The sequence below is a fragment of the Mesorhizobium sp. M1A.F.Ca.IN.022.06.1.1 genome, from assembly GCF_003952605.1.
In the GTDB taxonomy this organism is placed as follows: Bacteria; Pseudomonadota; Alphaproteobacteria; order Rhizobiales; family Rhizobiaceae; genus Mesorhizobium.
This window is the reverse complement of sequence record NZ_CP034455.1, coordinates 3,391,368-3,404,959: the sequence shown is the minus strand read 5'-3', so window position 1 is coordinate 3,404,959 and position 13,592 is coordinate 3,391,368. Positions and strand designations below refer to the sequence as shown.

General features: G+C 64.1%; 14 protein-coding genes and 1 tRNA gene. 5 read left to right on the top strand and 10 right to left on the bottom strand.

The window, feature by feature from the left end; genetic code table 11:
* Positions 1-56: 56 nt before the first annotated feature.
* The 4 genes from EJ078_RS16270 to EJ078_RS16255 form a co-directional block, all read right to left on the bottom strand.
* Positions 57-1,583, bottom strand: a complete 1,527-nt coding sequence (locus tag EJ078_RS16270; protein ID WP_127215913.1) for a M81 family metallopeptidase — start codon at positions 1,581-1,583, stop codon at positions 57-59.
* A 79-nt stretch (positions 1,584-1,662) separates the two neighbouring features.
* A complete protein-coding gene (locus EJ078_RS16265) occupies positions 1,663-2,490 on the bottom strand; it encodes a carbohydrate ABC transporter permease (protein WP_128294548.1) in 828 nt (275 codons plus the stop codon).
* On the bottom strand, positions 2,487-3,356 hold the full coding sequence (locus tag EJ078_RS16260; protein ID WP_127215915.1) for a sugar ABC transporter permease: 870 nt from the start codon (positions 3,354-3,356) through the stop codon (positions 2,487-2,489). Before EJ078_RS16260 ends, EJ078_RS16265 begins: the two co-directional genes overlap by 4 nt.
* Before the next feature lie 305 nt (positions 3,357-3,661).
* Positions 3,662-4,891 (bottom strand): sugar ABC transporter substrate-binding protein, encoded by a 1,230-nt coding sequence (locus tag EJ078_RS16255; protein WP_127215912.1) that lies wholly within the window; start codon positions 4,889-4,891, stop codon positions 3,662-3,664.
* Between the two features lie 170 nt (positions 4,892-5,061).
* Here EJ078_RS16255 and EJ078_RS16250 point away from each other — a divergent pair, with 170 nt between their 5' ends.
* Genes EJ078_RS16250 through EJ078_RS16240 form a run of 3 tightly spaced genes read left to right on the top strand, consistent with a single transcriptional unit; the run spans position 5,062 to position 7,793 of the window.
* The gene (locus EJ078_RS16250) at positions 5,062-5,832 is read left to right on the top strand and encodes an SDR family oxidoreductase (protein WP_095799691.1); all 771 of its coding nucleotides are present in this window, start codon (positions 5,062-5,064) and stop codon (positions 5,830-5,832) included.
* A 2-nt stretch (positions 5,833-5,834) separates the two neighbouring features.
* Complete coding sequence (gene ugpC, locus EJ078_RS16245) at positions 5,835-6,902, top strand: sn-glycerol-3-phosphate ABC transporter ATP-binding protein UgpC (protein WP_208720737.1); 1,068 nt, start codon at positions 5,835-5,837, stop codon at positions 6,900-6,902.
* Between the two features lie 9 nt (positions 6,903-6,911).
* Positions 6,912-7,793 carry a MurR/RpiR family transcriptional regulator gene (locus EJ078_RS16240; protein ID WP_067001412.1) on the top strand — a complete coding sequence of 294 codons (882 nt, stop codon included), beginning with the start codon at positions 6,912-6,914 and terminating at the stop codon, positions 7,791-7,793.
* Between the two features lie 107 nt (positions 7,794-7,900).
* On the opposite strand, the gene EJ078_RS16235 is transcribed toward EJ078_RS16240, so the two are convergent.
* Positions 7,901-8,212: a DUF167 family protein gene (locus tag EJ078_RS16235; protein ID WP_127403780.1), complete on the bottom strand. Its 312-nt coding sequence runs from the start codon at positions 8,210-8,212 to the stop codon at positions 7,901-7,903.
* A gap of 9 nt (positions 8,213-8,221) precedes the next feature.
* Positions 8,222-8,512: a YggT family protein gene (locus tag EJ078_RS16230; RefSeq protein WP_067002157.1), complete on the bottom strand. Its 291-nt coding sequence runs from the start codon at positions 8,510-8,512 to the stop codon at positions 8,222-8,224.
* A 140-nt stretch (positions 8,513-8,652) separates the two neighbouring features.
* Between EJ078_RS16230 and EJ078_RS16225 the strand changes: the two genes are divergently transcribed.
* A tRNA-Ala gene (locus EJ078_RS16225) sits at positions 8,653-8,728 on the top strand.
* Between the two features lie 37 nt (positions 8,729-8,765).
* Here EJ078_RS16225 and EJ078_RS16220 read toward each other — a convergent pair.
* The gene (locus EJ078_RS16220; RefSeq protein WP_127216928.1) at positions 8,766-9,101 is read right to left on the bottom strand and encodes a hypothetical protein; all 336 of its coding nucleotides are present in this window, start codon (positions 9,099-9,101) and stop codon (positions 8,766-8,768) included.
* A gap of 276 nt (positions 9,102-9,377) precedes the next feature.
* Between EJ078_RS16220 and EJ078_RS16215 the strand changes: the two genes are divergently transcribed.
* Positions 9,378-9,557, top strand: coding sequence for a hypothetical protein (locus tag EJ078_RS16215; protein WP_127216927.1), 180 nt, complete (start codon positions 9,378-9,380; stop codon positions 9,555-9,557).
* Between the two features lie 54 nt (positions 9,558-9,611).
* Here EJ078_RS16215 and EJ078_RS16210 read toward each other — a convergent pair whose 3' ends face one another.
* The 3 genes from EJ078_RS16210 to EJ078_RS16200 form a co-directional block, all read right to left on the bottom strand.
* On the bottom strand, positions 9,612-10,106 hold the full coding sequence (locus EJ078_RS16210; RefSeq protein ID WP_208720736.1) for a hypothetical protein: 495 nt from the start codon (positions 10,104-10,106) through the stop codon (positions 9,612-9,614).
* Between the two features lie 125 nt (positions 10,107-10,231).
* On the bottom strand, positions 10,232-11,626 hold the full coding sequence (locus EJ078_RS16205; RefSeq protein ID WP_095826237.1) for a multicopper oxidase family protein: 1,395 nt from the start codon (positions 11,624-11,626) through the stop codon (positions 10,232-10,234).
* Between the two features lie 129 nt (positions 11,627-11,755).
* Positions 11,756-13,558 (bottom strand): ABC transporter ATP-binding protein, encoded by a 1,803-nt coding sequence (locus EJ078_RS16200; protein WP_127216926.1) that lies wholly within the window; start codon positions 13,556-13,558, stop codon positions 11,756-11,758.
* Positions 13,559-13,592 lie beyond the last annotated feature (34 nt).

Below are 13,592 nucleotides of genomic sequence, written 5' to 3'. Positions count from 1 at the left end.
AGACGGATGAGGGGTGTTCCAGCGGAGTGAGACGTCAGCATTCCTTGGAGCACCCCTCATCCGTCGCCTGCGGCGACACCTTCTCCCACAGGGGGAGAAGGAGGAGCCTCATCCTTCCACGGATCCTTCACCCTCGGCCATATCGGTCTCCTCAGCTTCCTGTAATCCGTCACCGCCGGATTGCTGGGATAAGAACTCGGCGCCGCGACATAGATGACCTCGGCGGCGATCGGCGCGAAGCCGGCGTAGAAATGGTTGGTCGACTTGATCAGCAGAATGTCCTTCGACATCGGATCGACGCCGATATTGGAGAAGATGTCCGGCTCGAAGGTCTGGGTGCGGTTGGTGTTGAGGATGACGTCGACCTCGGTGCCCTCGATGCGAACCACCGCAGCCGGCCCGAGCGTCACCCGGCTCGGCCCGAAGCTTTGCCAGCCCTCGCTGACGGCCTTGAGCACCGTGACGCGCGCGTCGATCGGCTCGCCCGCCTGCGGCCCGGCCTTGCCGCCGAAGCGCAGGTCGATGACGGCGCCCTCGCCGGCGGCCTGGCAGAAGGTCACCGCGATCGGATCCCAGATCGTGGCGACGCCGACCCTGTCGATCCCGCGCGCCAGCAATTCGGAGAGCACGATGGTGCCGTCGCCCGGCACGCCGCCGCCCGGATTGTCCCAGATATCGGCGATCACGACCGGCTTGTCCTTCTGTGCCGCACGCACGGCAAGCGCCCGCTCGATGCCGGCGGAGGCGGAGAGCATCGTCATCGCCGTCTTTTCGCGCAGCGCATAGAGCTCGCGTCCCAGCGTCTCGGCAAGCTTCTCGCCCTTTTCCTTGTCGTTGTCGGTGATGACCAGGATTCGCGTGCCCATTTCCGGCACGTCGGCGGCCATGAAACCGTGGATGACCGAGACCGACAGCACGCCGTCCTTGCCGTGCAGCGCTTTGATCTTGTCGACGAAGGAGCGCATCGGCTCGCGGCTGGTCGGCAGCACCTGGATCATGCGGCAGTCGAAGGTCGAGATCACCGGCTTGATTTCGCCCCGCGCCGCGGCAAGGCCGAGCTCGACCACATGCTCGCCGCGCTCGTAGAAATCGGTGTGCGGGAATTCGAGGAAATAGGCCATGATGTCGGAGGCCGCGACGCGCTTGGGCGTCAGATGGCTGTGCGGATCGAATTCCGAGGCGATCACCACCTTCGGCCCGACGATAGCGCGCACACGCTCTAGCAGGTCGCCCTCGCAGTCGTCATAACTCTGCGCCACCATCGCGCCGTGCAGGCCGAGGATCACCGCATCGACCGGCAGGGCAGCATTGAGCTGGTCGAGGATCTCGTCGCGCAGCGCCTCAAAAGCCTGCCGCTGCACCAGCCCGCCGGGCTCCGCCCAGGTGGCGGTGCCTTCGATGACGGTCAGGCCTTCGCTGGCCGCACGCCGGCGCAGCGCCACGATCGGCGAGGAGCACAGCGTCGGCGTCTCCGGATGTTTTCCCGGGCCGGCATAGAAGGCCATCTCGAACGAGGCCCGGTCGGTCGGCACCGGCGAGAAGGTGTTGGTTTCCGTCGCCAGGGAGGCGGTGAAGATGCGCATCAAAACTCCGTGGACTATTTGTTTTTGGCAATTCCGGACGGAAAACCGCTCCACAGTTTTCCTGGAATTGCCGGGATTGCTATTTCACCGCTCCTAATGCCAGCCCGCGGACCAGGTAGCGTTGCAGCCAGATGAAGAGGATCGCCACCGGCAGCGTCGCCAGCAGCGTTGCCGCCATGACATGGTGCCATTCGATCGTGTAGCGCCCGGCGACCAGCGAGAAAACCTGGATCGGCAGCGTGTAGCTTTCCTGGCTGCGCAACATGGTGAGCGCCACGACGAACTCGTTCCAGGCGTTGATGAAGGTGAAGATCGCCGTCACAGCGATTGCCGGCAGGCAAAGCGGCAGGAACACTTTTCGCAGCGTCAGCCAGCGGCCGGCCCCTTCCATCCAGGCGGCCTCCTCGAGGTCGCGCGGAATGGTGTCGAAATAACTCTGCAGCATCCAGACGGTGAAGGCGACGTTGAAGGCCATGTAGATGAAGCCGAGTGCCGTCGTGCTCTCGACCAGCCCCCAGGCGGCCATCAGCCTGAACAGGCCAAGCACCAGCACGATCGGCGAGATCATCTGCGAGATCAGAAGGAACTGGCGGAACGCGCCATAACCGGCAAAGGGGAAGCGCGACATGGCATAGGCCGCCGGCACCGAGATCAGGATGGCGCCGATCGTGGCGAGCGCCGAGACATAGAGCGAATTGAGAAGCGCCTGGCCGAAACCGGTCGCCACCCACATATCGGCAAAATTCGACCAGCGGAATTCGCTCGGCCACCATGTTGGCGTCAGCACTTCGGTCCGCGGCTTGACCGCAGTGAGGAACATCACCGCGAAGGGGAAGATCGTCACCACGATCAATGGCGCAAGCAGCAGCCAGGCGATGATCGAGCGTTTCAGCTTGCCGTTTCTCATGCGCGTTGCTCCCGCATGGCGAGCCGCACATAGATCATGGTGAAGATGAGCAGGATGACGAACATCACCAGCGACACCGCCGAAGCCTCGCCCAGCTTGCCGATGCGGAAGGCGAGCTTGTAGAGATGGGTGACCAATATGTCGGTGGAGTTCGCCGGTCCCCCTTGAGTCATCACCCAGATGATCGGGAAGGAGTTGAAGACGTAGATCGTGTTGAGCACGATCGCGATGTTGATGAACGGTTTTAGGAGCGGAAAGGTGATCTCGCGGAACTGCTGTAAGGGGGTCGCGCCCTCCAGCGCCGCGGCTTCGTAGAGATCGTCGGGGATCGACGACAGGCCGCCGAGGAAGATCGTGGTGGTGAACGGCACCGTCACCAGTATGCCGATCAGCACCTGCATCGGGAAGGCGGTCTCGGCGCTCGCCAGCCACTGGATGTTCTGGCTGATCAGGCCGAGCTTCATCAGCCCCGAGTTCAGCATGCCGCTTTCGCCGTTGAGCGCCCAGCGCCATACCACCGCCGTCATGGTGAGCGACACCGCCCAGGGCAGCATGATGATGACGCGGGCCAGCCCACGGCCGTAGAAGTCGGTATTGAGTATGATCGCCACCGGGATCGACAAGAGCAGCGCCCCGCCGACCACCAGCACGGTCCATAGGCCGGTGCGCCACAGGGCGGCGACAAAATCGGGATCGGCAGCAAGCGCCCGGAAATTGGCCAGGCCGCTGAAGTCGCGCAGCTGGCCAAAGCGATTCACGTCATGCGTCGAGATCTGCACGAGATCCCAGACGGGCCAGAAGATCACCACCGCCGCCAGCAAAAGGCTGGGAAGCGTCAGCAGATAGGGCACGACACGGCTTTGCATCGGCTGGCTTGCACCGCGTTGCGGGTAGATGGCAGTGGCATTGGTGCTCAAGGCACGGTCCCCGCATTGGAATTTCGCTGGCCTGCCGGCTTGGCTGTCGTTCTTCCTGGGCAATTGCTTCAGGATTTGCATTCCTCGCCGGCGTTTGAGCCGACATCGATGATTGTCCTTGTCTGAACCGATTGCCCGGTCGTTCTTCCGCAATCCGACAGAAAACCGCGCCCGTTCTCCTGGGATTGCCAAGCCGGAGAGATGTGGCGCGCCCCGACGGGGTGGGGCGCGCCACGGGCGCAGGGAGATACGCCCTATTTCTTCAGTACGCCGTTGGCCTTGTCTGCCGCCTCCTTCAAAGCGGCCTCCGGCTCGGCGCTGCCGAGATAGATCTTCTGCATGGCGTCGGAAGTGATCTGGGCGATTTCTTCCCAGCCCGGGATGACCGGCGCGAAGCGAGCGTCGGGCAACAGCGCGGTGAAGGCGGCGAGGTCGGCGTTGTTGACGTAATACTCCATCTTCGCCTCTTCCTTGTTCACGGGCAGGAAGCCTTCGCCTTGCGTGAACTTGGCGCGCTGCTCCTTGATAAACAGGAAGTCGAGCAGCTTCCAGGCCTCGTCCTTGTTCTTGGAGTTCTTGAACATGATTATGGAATCGGTGACGCCATAGGTGCCGCGCGCGCCGGTCGGCCCGGCCGGAATGGCGGCGACGCCGTATTTCAGGCTCGGTGCCTCTTCCTTGATCTGGTTGGAGAGGAATGGCGCGGTGATCATCATGCCGACCTTGCCCTGCTTGAACAGGTTCTGCACGTCCTCGCGGTTGTTGGAGGTCACGCCAGGCTCGGTCAGGCCCTCGTCGATCATCGACTTGTAAAGCTTGGCCGCTTCAAGCGCGCCCGGCGTGCTCAGACCCGACGTGCCGTCCTTGTTGAGGATCTCGGTGCCGAATGACCACATCGCGTAGTAGTAATAGACGTCCGTCTCGATCTCCTTGCCTTGCAGGCCGTAGCCGAAGGCGCCGACCGCCTTGATCTTGCGCGCGTCCTCCTGCAACTCGGTCCAGGTTGCCGGCGGCTTGGCTATGCCGGCCTTCTCGAACAGCTCCTTGTTGTAATACATGGCACGCGCCGAGGCGGCGATCGGCAGGCCATAGGTATGGCCGTTCATGATCGAGGGCTGCAGGAAGGTATCTATGAAGCGGTCCTTGAACTCGGGCTTGATGTAGCTGTCGAGCGGCTCGGCGACGTCTTGCTGCACGAAGTCGATCAGCCAGCGCGTCCCGATGATCGACAGATCGGCATTGGTGCCGGCAGTGATGTCGGTGGTCAGCTTCTGTAGGAGCACGTCCCACGGCACCACTTCATATTTGATGGTAATGCCGGGATTGGCCGCCTCGAACTCCTTCTTCACCTCTTCGAAATAGGGGCCAGTCTTGGCGCTGTATTCGGCGACGGTGACGCGCACCTCGCCCGCATCGGCCGGCGCGGCAAGCGCCAGCATGCTCATTCCGGCCAACAGGCCGACAGTCCATTTCGCAAGGCTCATCTGATCTCCTCCCATAATGCGCATTCGCGCCTGGCCGGTTGGCACAGGATTTATGTTACTTTCCTACATTATCGATGGTTTTCGGGGAAGCAAGCAGTTTATCATGTTGCTTAATTACATTTCGTTGAGTAGCGTTCTCTCCCTGTCGGAAGTGGCGAGGAGCACTGATCGTGGTGTCGCAGGGCGATTTCGAGGGCAAGACAATTGTCGTCACCGGCGCCGGCGGCGGTCTTGGCTCGGCGATCGTGGCGCTGATGGCCGAGCGCGGCGGCCGCATCGTCGGCTGCGACCAGTCGGCCGAGGCGCTGACCAGCCCGCACATCGCCTCGTGTCACGTTTTCAACCTGCTCGACCGCACCTCGATCGAAGCGGCGATCTCAAGCCTGCTCGACAAGGACGGCGTGCCGGATATCCTTGTCAACAATGCCGGCTGGACGCGCGCCGAGACGCTGAAAGCGTTGACGCCGGAGAGAATAGAACAGGAGCTCGATCTCAACCTCGCCGGTGTGATGAGTTTCGCCGATCCGCTGGTCAAGGCGATGGCCGCGCGCGGCTCGGGCAGCGTCGTCTTCATCTCCTCGGTCAACGCCATCGCGCATTTCGGCAATCCGGCCTATGCCGCCGCCAAGGCCGGCATCAACGCCTACGCCAAGTCGATCGCCGTCGAGCTTGGCCGCAGCGGCGTGCGCGCCAACGTCGTCTGCCCTGGCTCGATCCGCACTGCCGCCTGGGATCATCGCCTGGCTAAGGATCCCGAGATCCTCGGCCGGCTGAAGCGGCTCTATCCGCTCGGCCGCATCGTGAATGCGTCGGAAGTGGCCGAGGCCGTGGCTTTCCTTGCCTCCGACCGCGCATCCGGCATAACGGGCGCCGTGGTGCCGGTGGACGCCGGACTGACAGCCGGCTACCTGCCTTTCATCGACGACATTTTGGGAGCGTGACCATGACCGATGTCCAGTTTCGCAACCTGTCGAAATCCTTCGGCCAGCATAAAATCCTCGAGGACATCAACCTCGAGATCAAAAGCGGCGAGTTCGTCGTGCTGGTTGGTCCGTCCGGCTGCGGTAAGTCCACGCTCCTGCGCATGCTGGCCGGGCTGGAGACGATCTCCGCCGGTGATCTCGTGATCGGCGGCACCCGTGCCAACGACCTGCCGCCGCAGAAGCGCAACATCGCCATGGTCTTCCAGTCCTATGCCCTGTTCCCGCATCTGAGGGCCGCCGACAATATCGGCTTCGGCCCGAAGATCCGCGGCGAGACGCGTGCCGCGATCGACGACAAGGTGAAGAAAGCGTCCGGCGTGCTCAACCTCTTCTCCTATCTCGACCGCTATCCCAGGCAGTTGTCCGGCGGCCAGCGTCAGCGCGTCGCCATGGGCCGCGCCATCGTGCGTGAGCCCTCCGTCTTTCTGTTCGATGAGCCGCTCTCCAATCTCGACGCGCAGTTGCGCGTGCAGATGCGCACCGAGATCAAGGCGCTGCACCAGCGGCTGAAATCGACCATCATCTACGTCACCCACGACCAGATCGAGGCCATGACCATGGCCGACCGCATCGTCGTGATGGATCGTGGCCGCATCCAACAGGTCGGACAGCCGCTCGAACTCTACGACCGGCCGGCCAACAAGTTCGTCGCCGGCTTCATCGGCTCGCCGTCGATGAGTTTTGTTTCCGGCGCGCTGAAGACCGCCGACGCCAAGTCCTGGTTCGAGACCAAAGGCGGCGGCCGGCTGGCGCTTGCCGGCAAGACAGCGTCCGGCGGCGACACGGTCGAGGCGGGCATCCGCCCCGAGCATTTCATCATCGGCGCGCGTGACGATGCCATCGCCATCGACGTCGACGTGGTCGAGCCGACCGGCTCAGAGACCCATGTCTATGGCTCGATCGGCGACGACACGGTACGCGCCGTGTTCCGCGACCGGCTGCAGGTGAAGCCGGGTGACCGGCTGCCAGTGAGCGTCGACCCGCGCAACATCCATCTCTTCGACAAGGCGACGGGCCTGCCGCTGTGAGATGAAAGGATGAAGACCCCGGCCGACATCATCACCCGCCTGCAACTGATGTCGCAGGACGGCACCAAATCGGACCGCCGGCTGGCCGGCTTGGTGCTTTCCGATCTCGATTTCGCCTCCAAGGCAGCGATTTCGGAGATTGCCGCGCGTGTCGGCGTCAGCGAGCCGACCGTCACCCGCTTCTGCCGCAATCTCGGCTGCGAGGGCCTGCGCGATTTCAAATTCTATTTGGCGCAGGCGATCGCCATCGGCGGTCAGTACCTGTCGCCGGAACCGCTCAGCCGCGACGCGCGGGAGCAGCGCATCGCTTCCGCCATTACCGAGGCAGCGGTCGCCGCCATCCAGCGCGCCAGCGAAAATCTCGACATGACCACGCTGATGGCTGTCGGCGCCCGCATCGCCGGTTCCGGCAATGTGCTGTGCATCGGCTCCGGCGGCATCTCCTCGATGATGGCGACGGAGATGCAAAATCGGCTGTTCCGGCTGGGCCTCTCGGCGCTCGCCCAGGTCGACGGCCAGTTACAGCGCATGTATGCGGCGGTCGCGACACCGGAGACGACGCTGGTCGCCTTCTCGGTCTCGGGCTATGCCCGCTCGGTCATCGAGGCGGTCGAGGTCGCGCAGCAATATGGCGCAGCCACCGTCGCCATCACCGCGCCCGATTCGGCTTTGGCCAAGGTCGCCGACACGGTCATCCAGTTGCAGTCTTTCGAGGACGGGAATATCTACAAGCCGACCTCGTCGCGCTACGCGCTGCTTGCCATTCTCGACATGATCGCCACCACGGTGGCGGAATCGCGCGGGCCGAAGGTGCTGGAGAACCTGCGCCGCATCAAGCAGAGCGTGAATACGCTGAAGGTCGACGATCCGAAGCTGCCGCTGGGAGACTGAAGCGCCGGGGCTGAAACTGCCGATCTCCCCCGAGTAGGAACCCAAGCGGGGGGAATGTCCGGCAGGACAGAGGCGGGCGCTGGCCCGCCTCGCCTCTCAAGTTTGGATTACCCGGAAAGCGCCTCGACGCGCTTCGCCAGCTCAGCCGCATCACCCCAGATCCGCAGCGTCTTCAGCCGGGACGTGCCTCCGGCCACCACCGAAACCGCCGATCCCGGCACGCCAAGCGCCTTCGCCATCATCCGCTCCAGCGCCGTATTGGCGGCGCCGTTCTCCGGCACCGCGCGCACACGCGCCTTGAGATGGCTGCGCCCGTCGGCGGCCGTCTCAATGCCTTCGATCCGATCCACCGCCGCCTTCGGCGTCAGCCGCACGAAAAGGTCGATGCCGTCGTCGCGCGGACGGAACGGCGAGGCCATGGATCGGCCTTAAGCGACCCAGGAGAAGACGGTGGTGATCAAAAACTGGCGGATGAAGAAGATGATCAAAAGAAGAATGATCGGCGAGATGTCGATGCCGCCAAGATCGGGCATGTAGCGGCGGATCGGCCGCAGCGCCGGCTCGGTCAGACGGTAAAGCATATTGCCGACGGTGCCGACAAACTGGTTGCGCGAGTTGACGACGTTGAAGGCATAGAGCCAGGAAAAGATCGCCGAGGCGATGATGATCCACCAGTAGATATCAAGCGCCATGACGATGGTTTGAATAAGGGCGATCATGCCGGTCTCCAAATTGTCGCCGACATGTAGCCATTGCGCGCGGAACCGGCAAGGCCCGGCCGTTTCGGCGCTCGATGCCGGGCAGCCGTTTCGCCTTGACATCAAACCGCCGCGACCGATACAAGCCGATCCGCTGGAACGGGGCTGTAGCTCAGCTGGGAGAGCGCATCGTTCGCAATGATGAGGTCAGGGGTTCGATCCCCCTCAGCTCCACCAGCCGAAAGCAGGGGCGGGCTCTGGGCCCGCCAGTCGCTCAGTCATCCCAATCGTCCCAATTGTCTTCATCCTGCCGCGGATAGCCGGGGATGACGCGGACAATCCGCCGCTGGCGCTCGTAGCGCCAGTAATACTCGTCCGACGGCTGCGGCTCGTAGGTGCGAAAGACCGGCCGGTAGTGCCGCTCGCGCTTCCAATGCTTGTGCTTCTTGTGCGGGCGCACGCAATAGCCGTCTTCGGTCAGGTACGCGCATGTCACATGCGCCTGCTGCACGAGGCCGTCTCCAGCCGGGATACCGATCATCGCCGCCGCCTGAACCGCGGGCGCCAGCGCCAGCATGGTGCCGGCAAGGGTAAGGACGGACAATTTCATCGACCTCTCCATCGTCTCGAATTGGGCGGCCGAAAGACCTTCGGATTCAGGACGATTTGCGGCGACCAGCATCACTTTTCGTTCCCGCCGCACATATGAGCGTCAGATCATGTTTCCACTTGCATCCTGCGTCCTGCACGCCGGCCTGCTCTGTTTCCAGGTCACGAATTGGCAACGAGAAGCCATCTTCCGCGTCATTCCCACGAAACAGACGGGGCGCATTGGGTTGGGCGTCCCGCCGCCGACATATCCGCCATCCCAACGGAGGAAGTATCAATGTCAGCGGTGGGAATCCTGCTCCATCTCGGCCGTGCCATCATCCATGCGCACAACAACGCCAAGGTCAGGAACCTGATGGATGCCTCGCCGCCCGAAACCCGCAGAGACATGGGCCGGCAAGTTTCACCCGGCGCCTCCGAAAAAGAGCCCGGCGCCATTCATCCCGGCGGACGCTAAGACAGCTCCAGGATAAGTGCCAACTGGAGGCTCCGCGTGGCCGGTATTGCCCGATCACCTGGAGACCGCCGTCGCTTTGCGATTGCGCTGTCGCGCATAGGCCACGCAGGCGTCCACCGTGCTGACGCAGAGCGCATCGATGCTGTTGGGCAAATTATTGTCGCCGGCATAGGTCACTTCCGCGACACGGCCGCCGAGCATGCGAATCTGCGTGTTGCAATAGCCGCCGGGCGCGACGTTGACGGACGCTCCAACTGCGGGGATAGCGCCCAGGGCCATGGTCGGCACCGCGATGTTGAGATTGCCGCGCTGCACGCTGCGCTGATAGGTCCAGATCTGGCCGGAAGGTCCCACATCGGCGGTCGCGGTCGGAAAGCCGGCGCACATGCGGACATCGGCCTCGCTGAGGCCGACCATTTCCCGGCGGGCGGCGGCCGTGGTGGGATCCTCTTTCGCGACCCGCGACGTATCGTCGGGGATGACGCAGGACGACAGGATGGAGATGCCTGCCGCAACAAGGGCAAGTTTTCGAATGCGCAAAGATGTCATGCCGTCGGTCGGAGTTGCGTGCCGCCCCAGCGCCTCTTGCCTACCTAGGCAAGCGGGCAAGGGCGTCAACCCGTCGAGGTCCGCGAATTCCGGTCGAAGGCGAGGGCGCCTATCGCTCCTTGCGCTCACGCCACGCGCAAATAGCTCGTCATGCCCGTCTTCTGGTGCTCGATGATGTGGCAGTGGAGCAGCCAGTCGCCGGGGTTGTCGGCGACGAAGCCCAGCTGCACCTTCTCGTCGGGCTGGATCAGATAGGTATCGGAGATAAGCGGCTGGACCGCTCGCGTCGAGGACGACAGCACCTTGAAGCTCATGCCGTGCAGGTGGATCGGGTGCGCGTGCGGCGTCAGGTTTTCCATGTCGATGATGTAGCTTTGGCCGAGTTTCAGCTCGGCCAGCGGCGCGGTCGGGTCCGGCGTGTCGCCCGGCCACGGCACCTTGTTGATGGCCCAGAAACTATAGCCGAGCGACCCACAGATGCTGTCGGCCGCGACATTTTCGGCCGTGGCGCTCAGCGCCAGCGGAATGCGCCTCGCGGCGGCGACGTCCACCTCCGCCACCGGATTGGGCTCGAGCGGGCCGAGATCGCGAAGATCGCGCTTGAGCGATTGGCCGACCGCACGCAGTGTCGCCAGAACCTTTGGCTTCGTGCCCCTGACATCCCGCAGGCTGACGATCGCGCCTTCGTCGTCGGGCATGCGGATGGCAAGCTCCAGCCGTTGTCCGGGCCCGAGCTGCAGGGCGTCGGGCGCAAAGCGCTGCGGCACCGGATTGCCGTCGAGCGCGATGACGGCGGCCTCGGCGCCGTCGACGCGGAAGCCATAGATGCGCGTGACGTCGGTGATGGCGGCCCGCAGCCGCACCAGCCCGCCGGCCGGCGCGTCATATTGCGGCTGGTCGAGCCAGTTGGCCGTGCGCACCGTGCCATAGGTGCCGCTGCGCGCCGCATCGCGCGGCCGGAACTGCGCGATGAACTGGCCGTCATCGCCGAGGCGCCAGTCGCGCAGATTGAGCGCCACTTCGGCATCGAAGGCAGGATCGTTCGGGTTTTCCACCACGATGACGCCGGTCAGCCCATGGCCCATCTGTTCCAGCGTGTTGCAATGCGGGTGATACCAGAAGGTGCCGGCGTCTGGCGGCGCGAAGGCGTAGTCGAAATGATCGCCCTGATACACATAGGGCTGGCTCATGAACGGCACGCCGTCCATCTTGTTGGGAACGCGGATGCCATGCCAATGGATGGTCGTCGGGTCGTCGATGCCGTTGACGAGCCGCGCAGCGAATGGCTTGCCTTTCTTCATCCTGATGACCGGCGGCGGGCCGGCCTCGCCATAGGTCAGGACATTCTTCGTTGGCGCGCCGGCCATCAACTGCGCTGCTATGCCTGCCGTCTTCAAGATCAGCGGTTCGGGTTTCGCCGCCGCCCAGCCGGCGAACTTGCCGGCGGTCGAGAGGCCGATGCCGGCCGCGCCGGCCGCCGCGGCGCCCTGCAGGAGTCTGCGGCGTGTGAAGACCGACATTGAGAATCCGGAATGGGTGAGTGGCGGCTTCAGGCTCTACCATCATTCGCGTACATCCCGAAACGGACAGATCGCCGCTCCCGAAAGCCAATCGAATGCCAGGCTGAATGCGGCAGGCCGTGGCCCTGATCAATCTCCGACGGCGGCGAAATGTCCGCCGCCGAAATCCTTGAGCACCAGTTTCGGCACGCTCTCGCCGATCCGCCGCGTCGCGCTTGGAATTTCGCGGTCGAGACGGGCAAAGCGTGTCCGGCGCAATGACGGATCGGGAACAGGCACGGCCTCGATCAGCCGCCGCGTATAGGGATGGCGCGGATTGGAGAACACCTGGTCGCGACTGCCGATCTCGACGATCTGGCCGAGATACATGACGGCGACACGATCCGAGACGTTTTCGACCACCGCCATGTCGTGCGAGATGAACAGATAGGCGACGCCGAATTCGCGCTGCAGCTCCTTCAACAGATCGAGCACGCGCGCTTGCACCGAAACGTCGAGCGCCGAAACGCTCTCGTCGGCGATGATCAGCTTCGGCCTCAGCGCCAGCGCCCGCGCGATGCAGATGCGTTGGCGCTGGCCGCCCGAGAATTCATGCGGATAAAGTTCCATCTGCTCAGACGACAGACCGACCCGCTCGAACAGCGCTGCCACGCGTTGGCGCCGTTCTTCCTTCGAGCCGATGCCGTGGATCAGCAGCGGCTCCGCCACCAGCTCGCCGACGCGCATGCGCGGGTCGAGCGAGGCATAAGGGTCCTGGAAGACCATCTGCACGTCTCGTCGCACCGCCTTGCGCTCGTCGCGCCCGAGGCGGGACAATTCGCGTCCGCCGATCGTCACGCCGCCGCTATAAGGAACGAGGCCGGCCAGCGCCTTGGCGGTGGTCGACTTGCCGCAGCCGGATTCGCCGACCAGCGCCAGCGTCTCGTTCGGCGCGATCGAGAAGCTAATGCCTTCGACGGCATGCACCCTTCGGTTGACGCGGCCGAAGAAGCCACCGCGCAGGTCGAAGCGGACATGCAGGTCTTTCACGACCGCCACCTTGTCTTGCATTGCCGCCACGTCGGACTCGCCGGAAGCCCGCGCGTCGGAGCCGATGCGCGGAACGGCGGCAAGGAGCTCGCGCGTATACGCGGCTTGCGGCCTGGCAAAAATAGCCGATGTCGTCCCCTCTTCGACCATGCGGCCGTTGCGCATGACGATCACCCGATCGGCCATTTCGGCGACGACGCCCATGTCGTGGGTGATCAGGATCACGCTGGTGCCGTGCTGGCGCTGCAGGTCGCGCAGCAGTTCCAGCACCTCGCCCTGCACCGTCACGTCGAGCGCCGTCGTCGGCTCGTCGGCGATCAGCACTGCGGGTTCGAGCGCCAGCGCCATCGCGATCATCACCCGCTGGCGCATGCCGCCAGACAGCTCGTGCGGAAATTGTTTCAGCCGGCTTTCGGCCTCGGAGATGCGCACCGCCTTTAGCGCCGCGACCGCGCGCAGCTTGGCCTCCGTGTGGGATACACCGGTATGCGCCTCGATCGACTCGGTGAGCTGCCGGCCGATCGACAGCACCGGATTGAGCGAGGTCATCGGCTCCTGGAAGATCATGGCGATGCGGTCGCCACGAATGTCGCGCATGCGCCGTTCGTCGAGCACCGTCAGCTCGACGGCACTGCCATCCTTATCGCAAAGCCGGATCGTGCCGGCGGCGATGCGGCCGGCCGGCTGCGGCAGCAATTGCATGATTGCCAGCGCGGTCATCGACTTGCCGGAGCCGGACTCGCCGGCGATGCACAGCGTCTCGCCGCGTTTGAGAGACAGCGATAGGCCGGATACCACCTCGCGCTCGCCATCCTCGCCGCGCACGCTGACGCTGAGGCCGGCGATTTCCAGCACCGCCTCGCCGGCCAGCGCTGATGGAACTTCGCGAACGCTTTGCGTCATTGCTCTCCCCGAGCAAGTCGGAGCGCCGGTCCCC

What these genes read in the sequence shown, in the direction of transcription:
- EJ078_RS16270 (WP_127215913.1), bottom strand. Translation starts at nt 1,583, where the DNA reads ATGCGCATCTTCACCGCCTCCCTGGCGACGGAAACCAACACCTTCTCG.
- EJ078_RS16265 (WP_128294548.1), bottom strand. Translation starts at nt 2,490, where the DNA reads ATGAGAAACGGCAAGCTGAAACGCTCGATCATCGCCTGGCTGCTGCTT.
- EJ078_RS16260 (WP_127215915.1), bottom strand. Translation starts at nt 3,356, where the DNA reads ATGCAAAGCCGTGTCGTGCCCTATCTGCTGACGCTTCCCAGCCTTTTG.
- EJ078_RS16255 (WP_127215912.1), bottom strand. Translation starts at nt 4,891, where the DNA reads ATGAGCCTTGCGAAATGGACTGTCGGCCTGTTGGCCGGAATGAGCATG.
- ugpC (WP_208720737.1), top strand. Translation starts at nt 5,835, where the DNA reads ATGACCGATGTCCAGTTTCGCAACCTGTCGAAATCCTTCGGCCAGCAT.
- EJ078_RS16240 (WP_067001412.1), top strand. Translation starts at nt 6,912, where the DNA reads ATGAAGACCCCGGCCGACATCATCACCCGCCTGCAACTGATGTCGCAG.
- EJ078_RS16235 (WP_127403780.1), bottom strand. Translation starts at nt 8,212, where the DNA reads ATGGCCTCGCCGTTCCGTCCGCGCGACGACGGCATCGACCTTTTCGTG.
- EJ078_RS16230 (WP_067002157.1), bottom strand. Translation starts at nt 8,512, where the DNA reads ATGATCGCCCTTATTCAAACCATCGTCATGGCGCTTGATATCTACTGG.
- EJ078_RS16220 (WP_127216928.1), bottom strand. Translation starts at nt 9,101, where the DNA reads ATGAAATTGTCCGTCCTTACCCTTGCCGGCACCATGCTGGCGCTGGCG.
- EJ078_RS16215 (WP_127216927.1), top strand. Translation starts at nt 9,378, where the DNA reads ATGTCAGCGGTGGGAATCCTGCTCCATCTCGGCCGTGCCATCATCCAT.
- EJ078_RS16210 (WP_208720736.1), bottom strand. Translation starts at nt 10,106, where the DNA reads ATGACATCTTTGCGCATTCGAAAACTTGCCCTTGTTGCGGCAGGCATC.
- EJ078_RS16205 (WP_095826237.1), bottom strand. Translation starts at nt 11,626, where the DNA reads ATGTCGGTCTTCACACGCCGCAGACTCCTGCAGGGCGCCGCGGCGGCC.
- EJ078_RS16200 (WP_127216926.1), bottom strand. Translation starts at nt 13,558, where the DNA reads ATGACGCAAAGCGTTCGCGAAGTTCCATCAGCGCTGGCCGGCGAGGCG.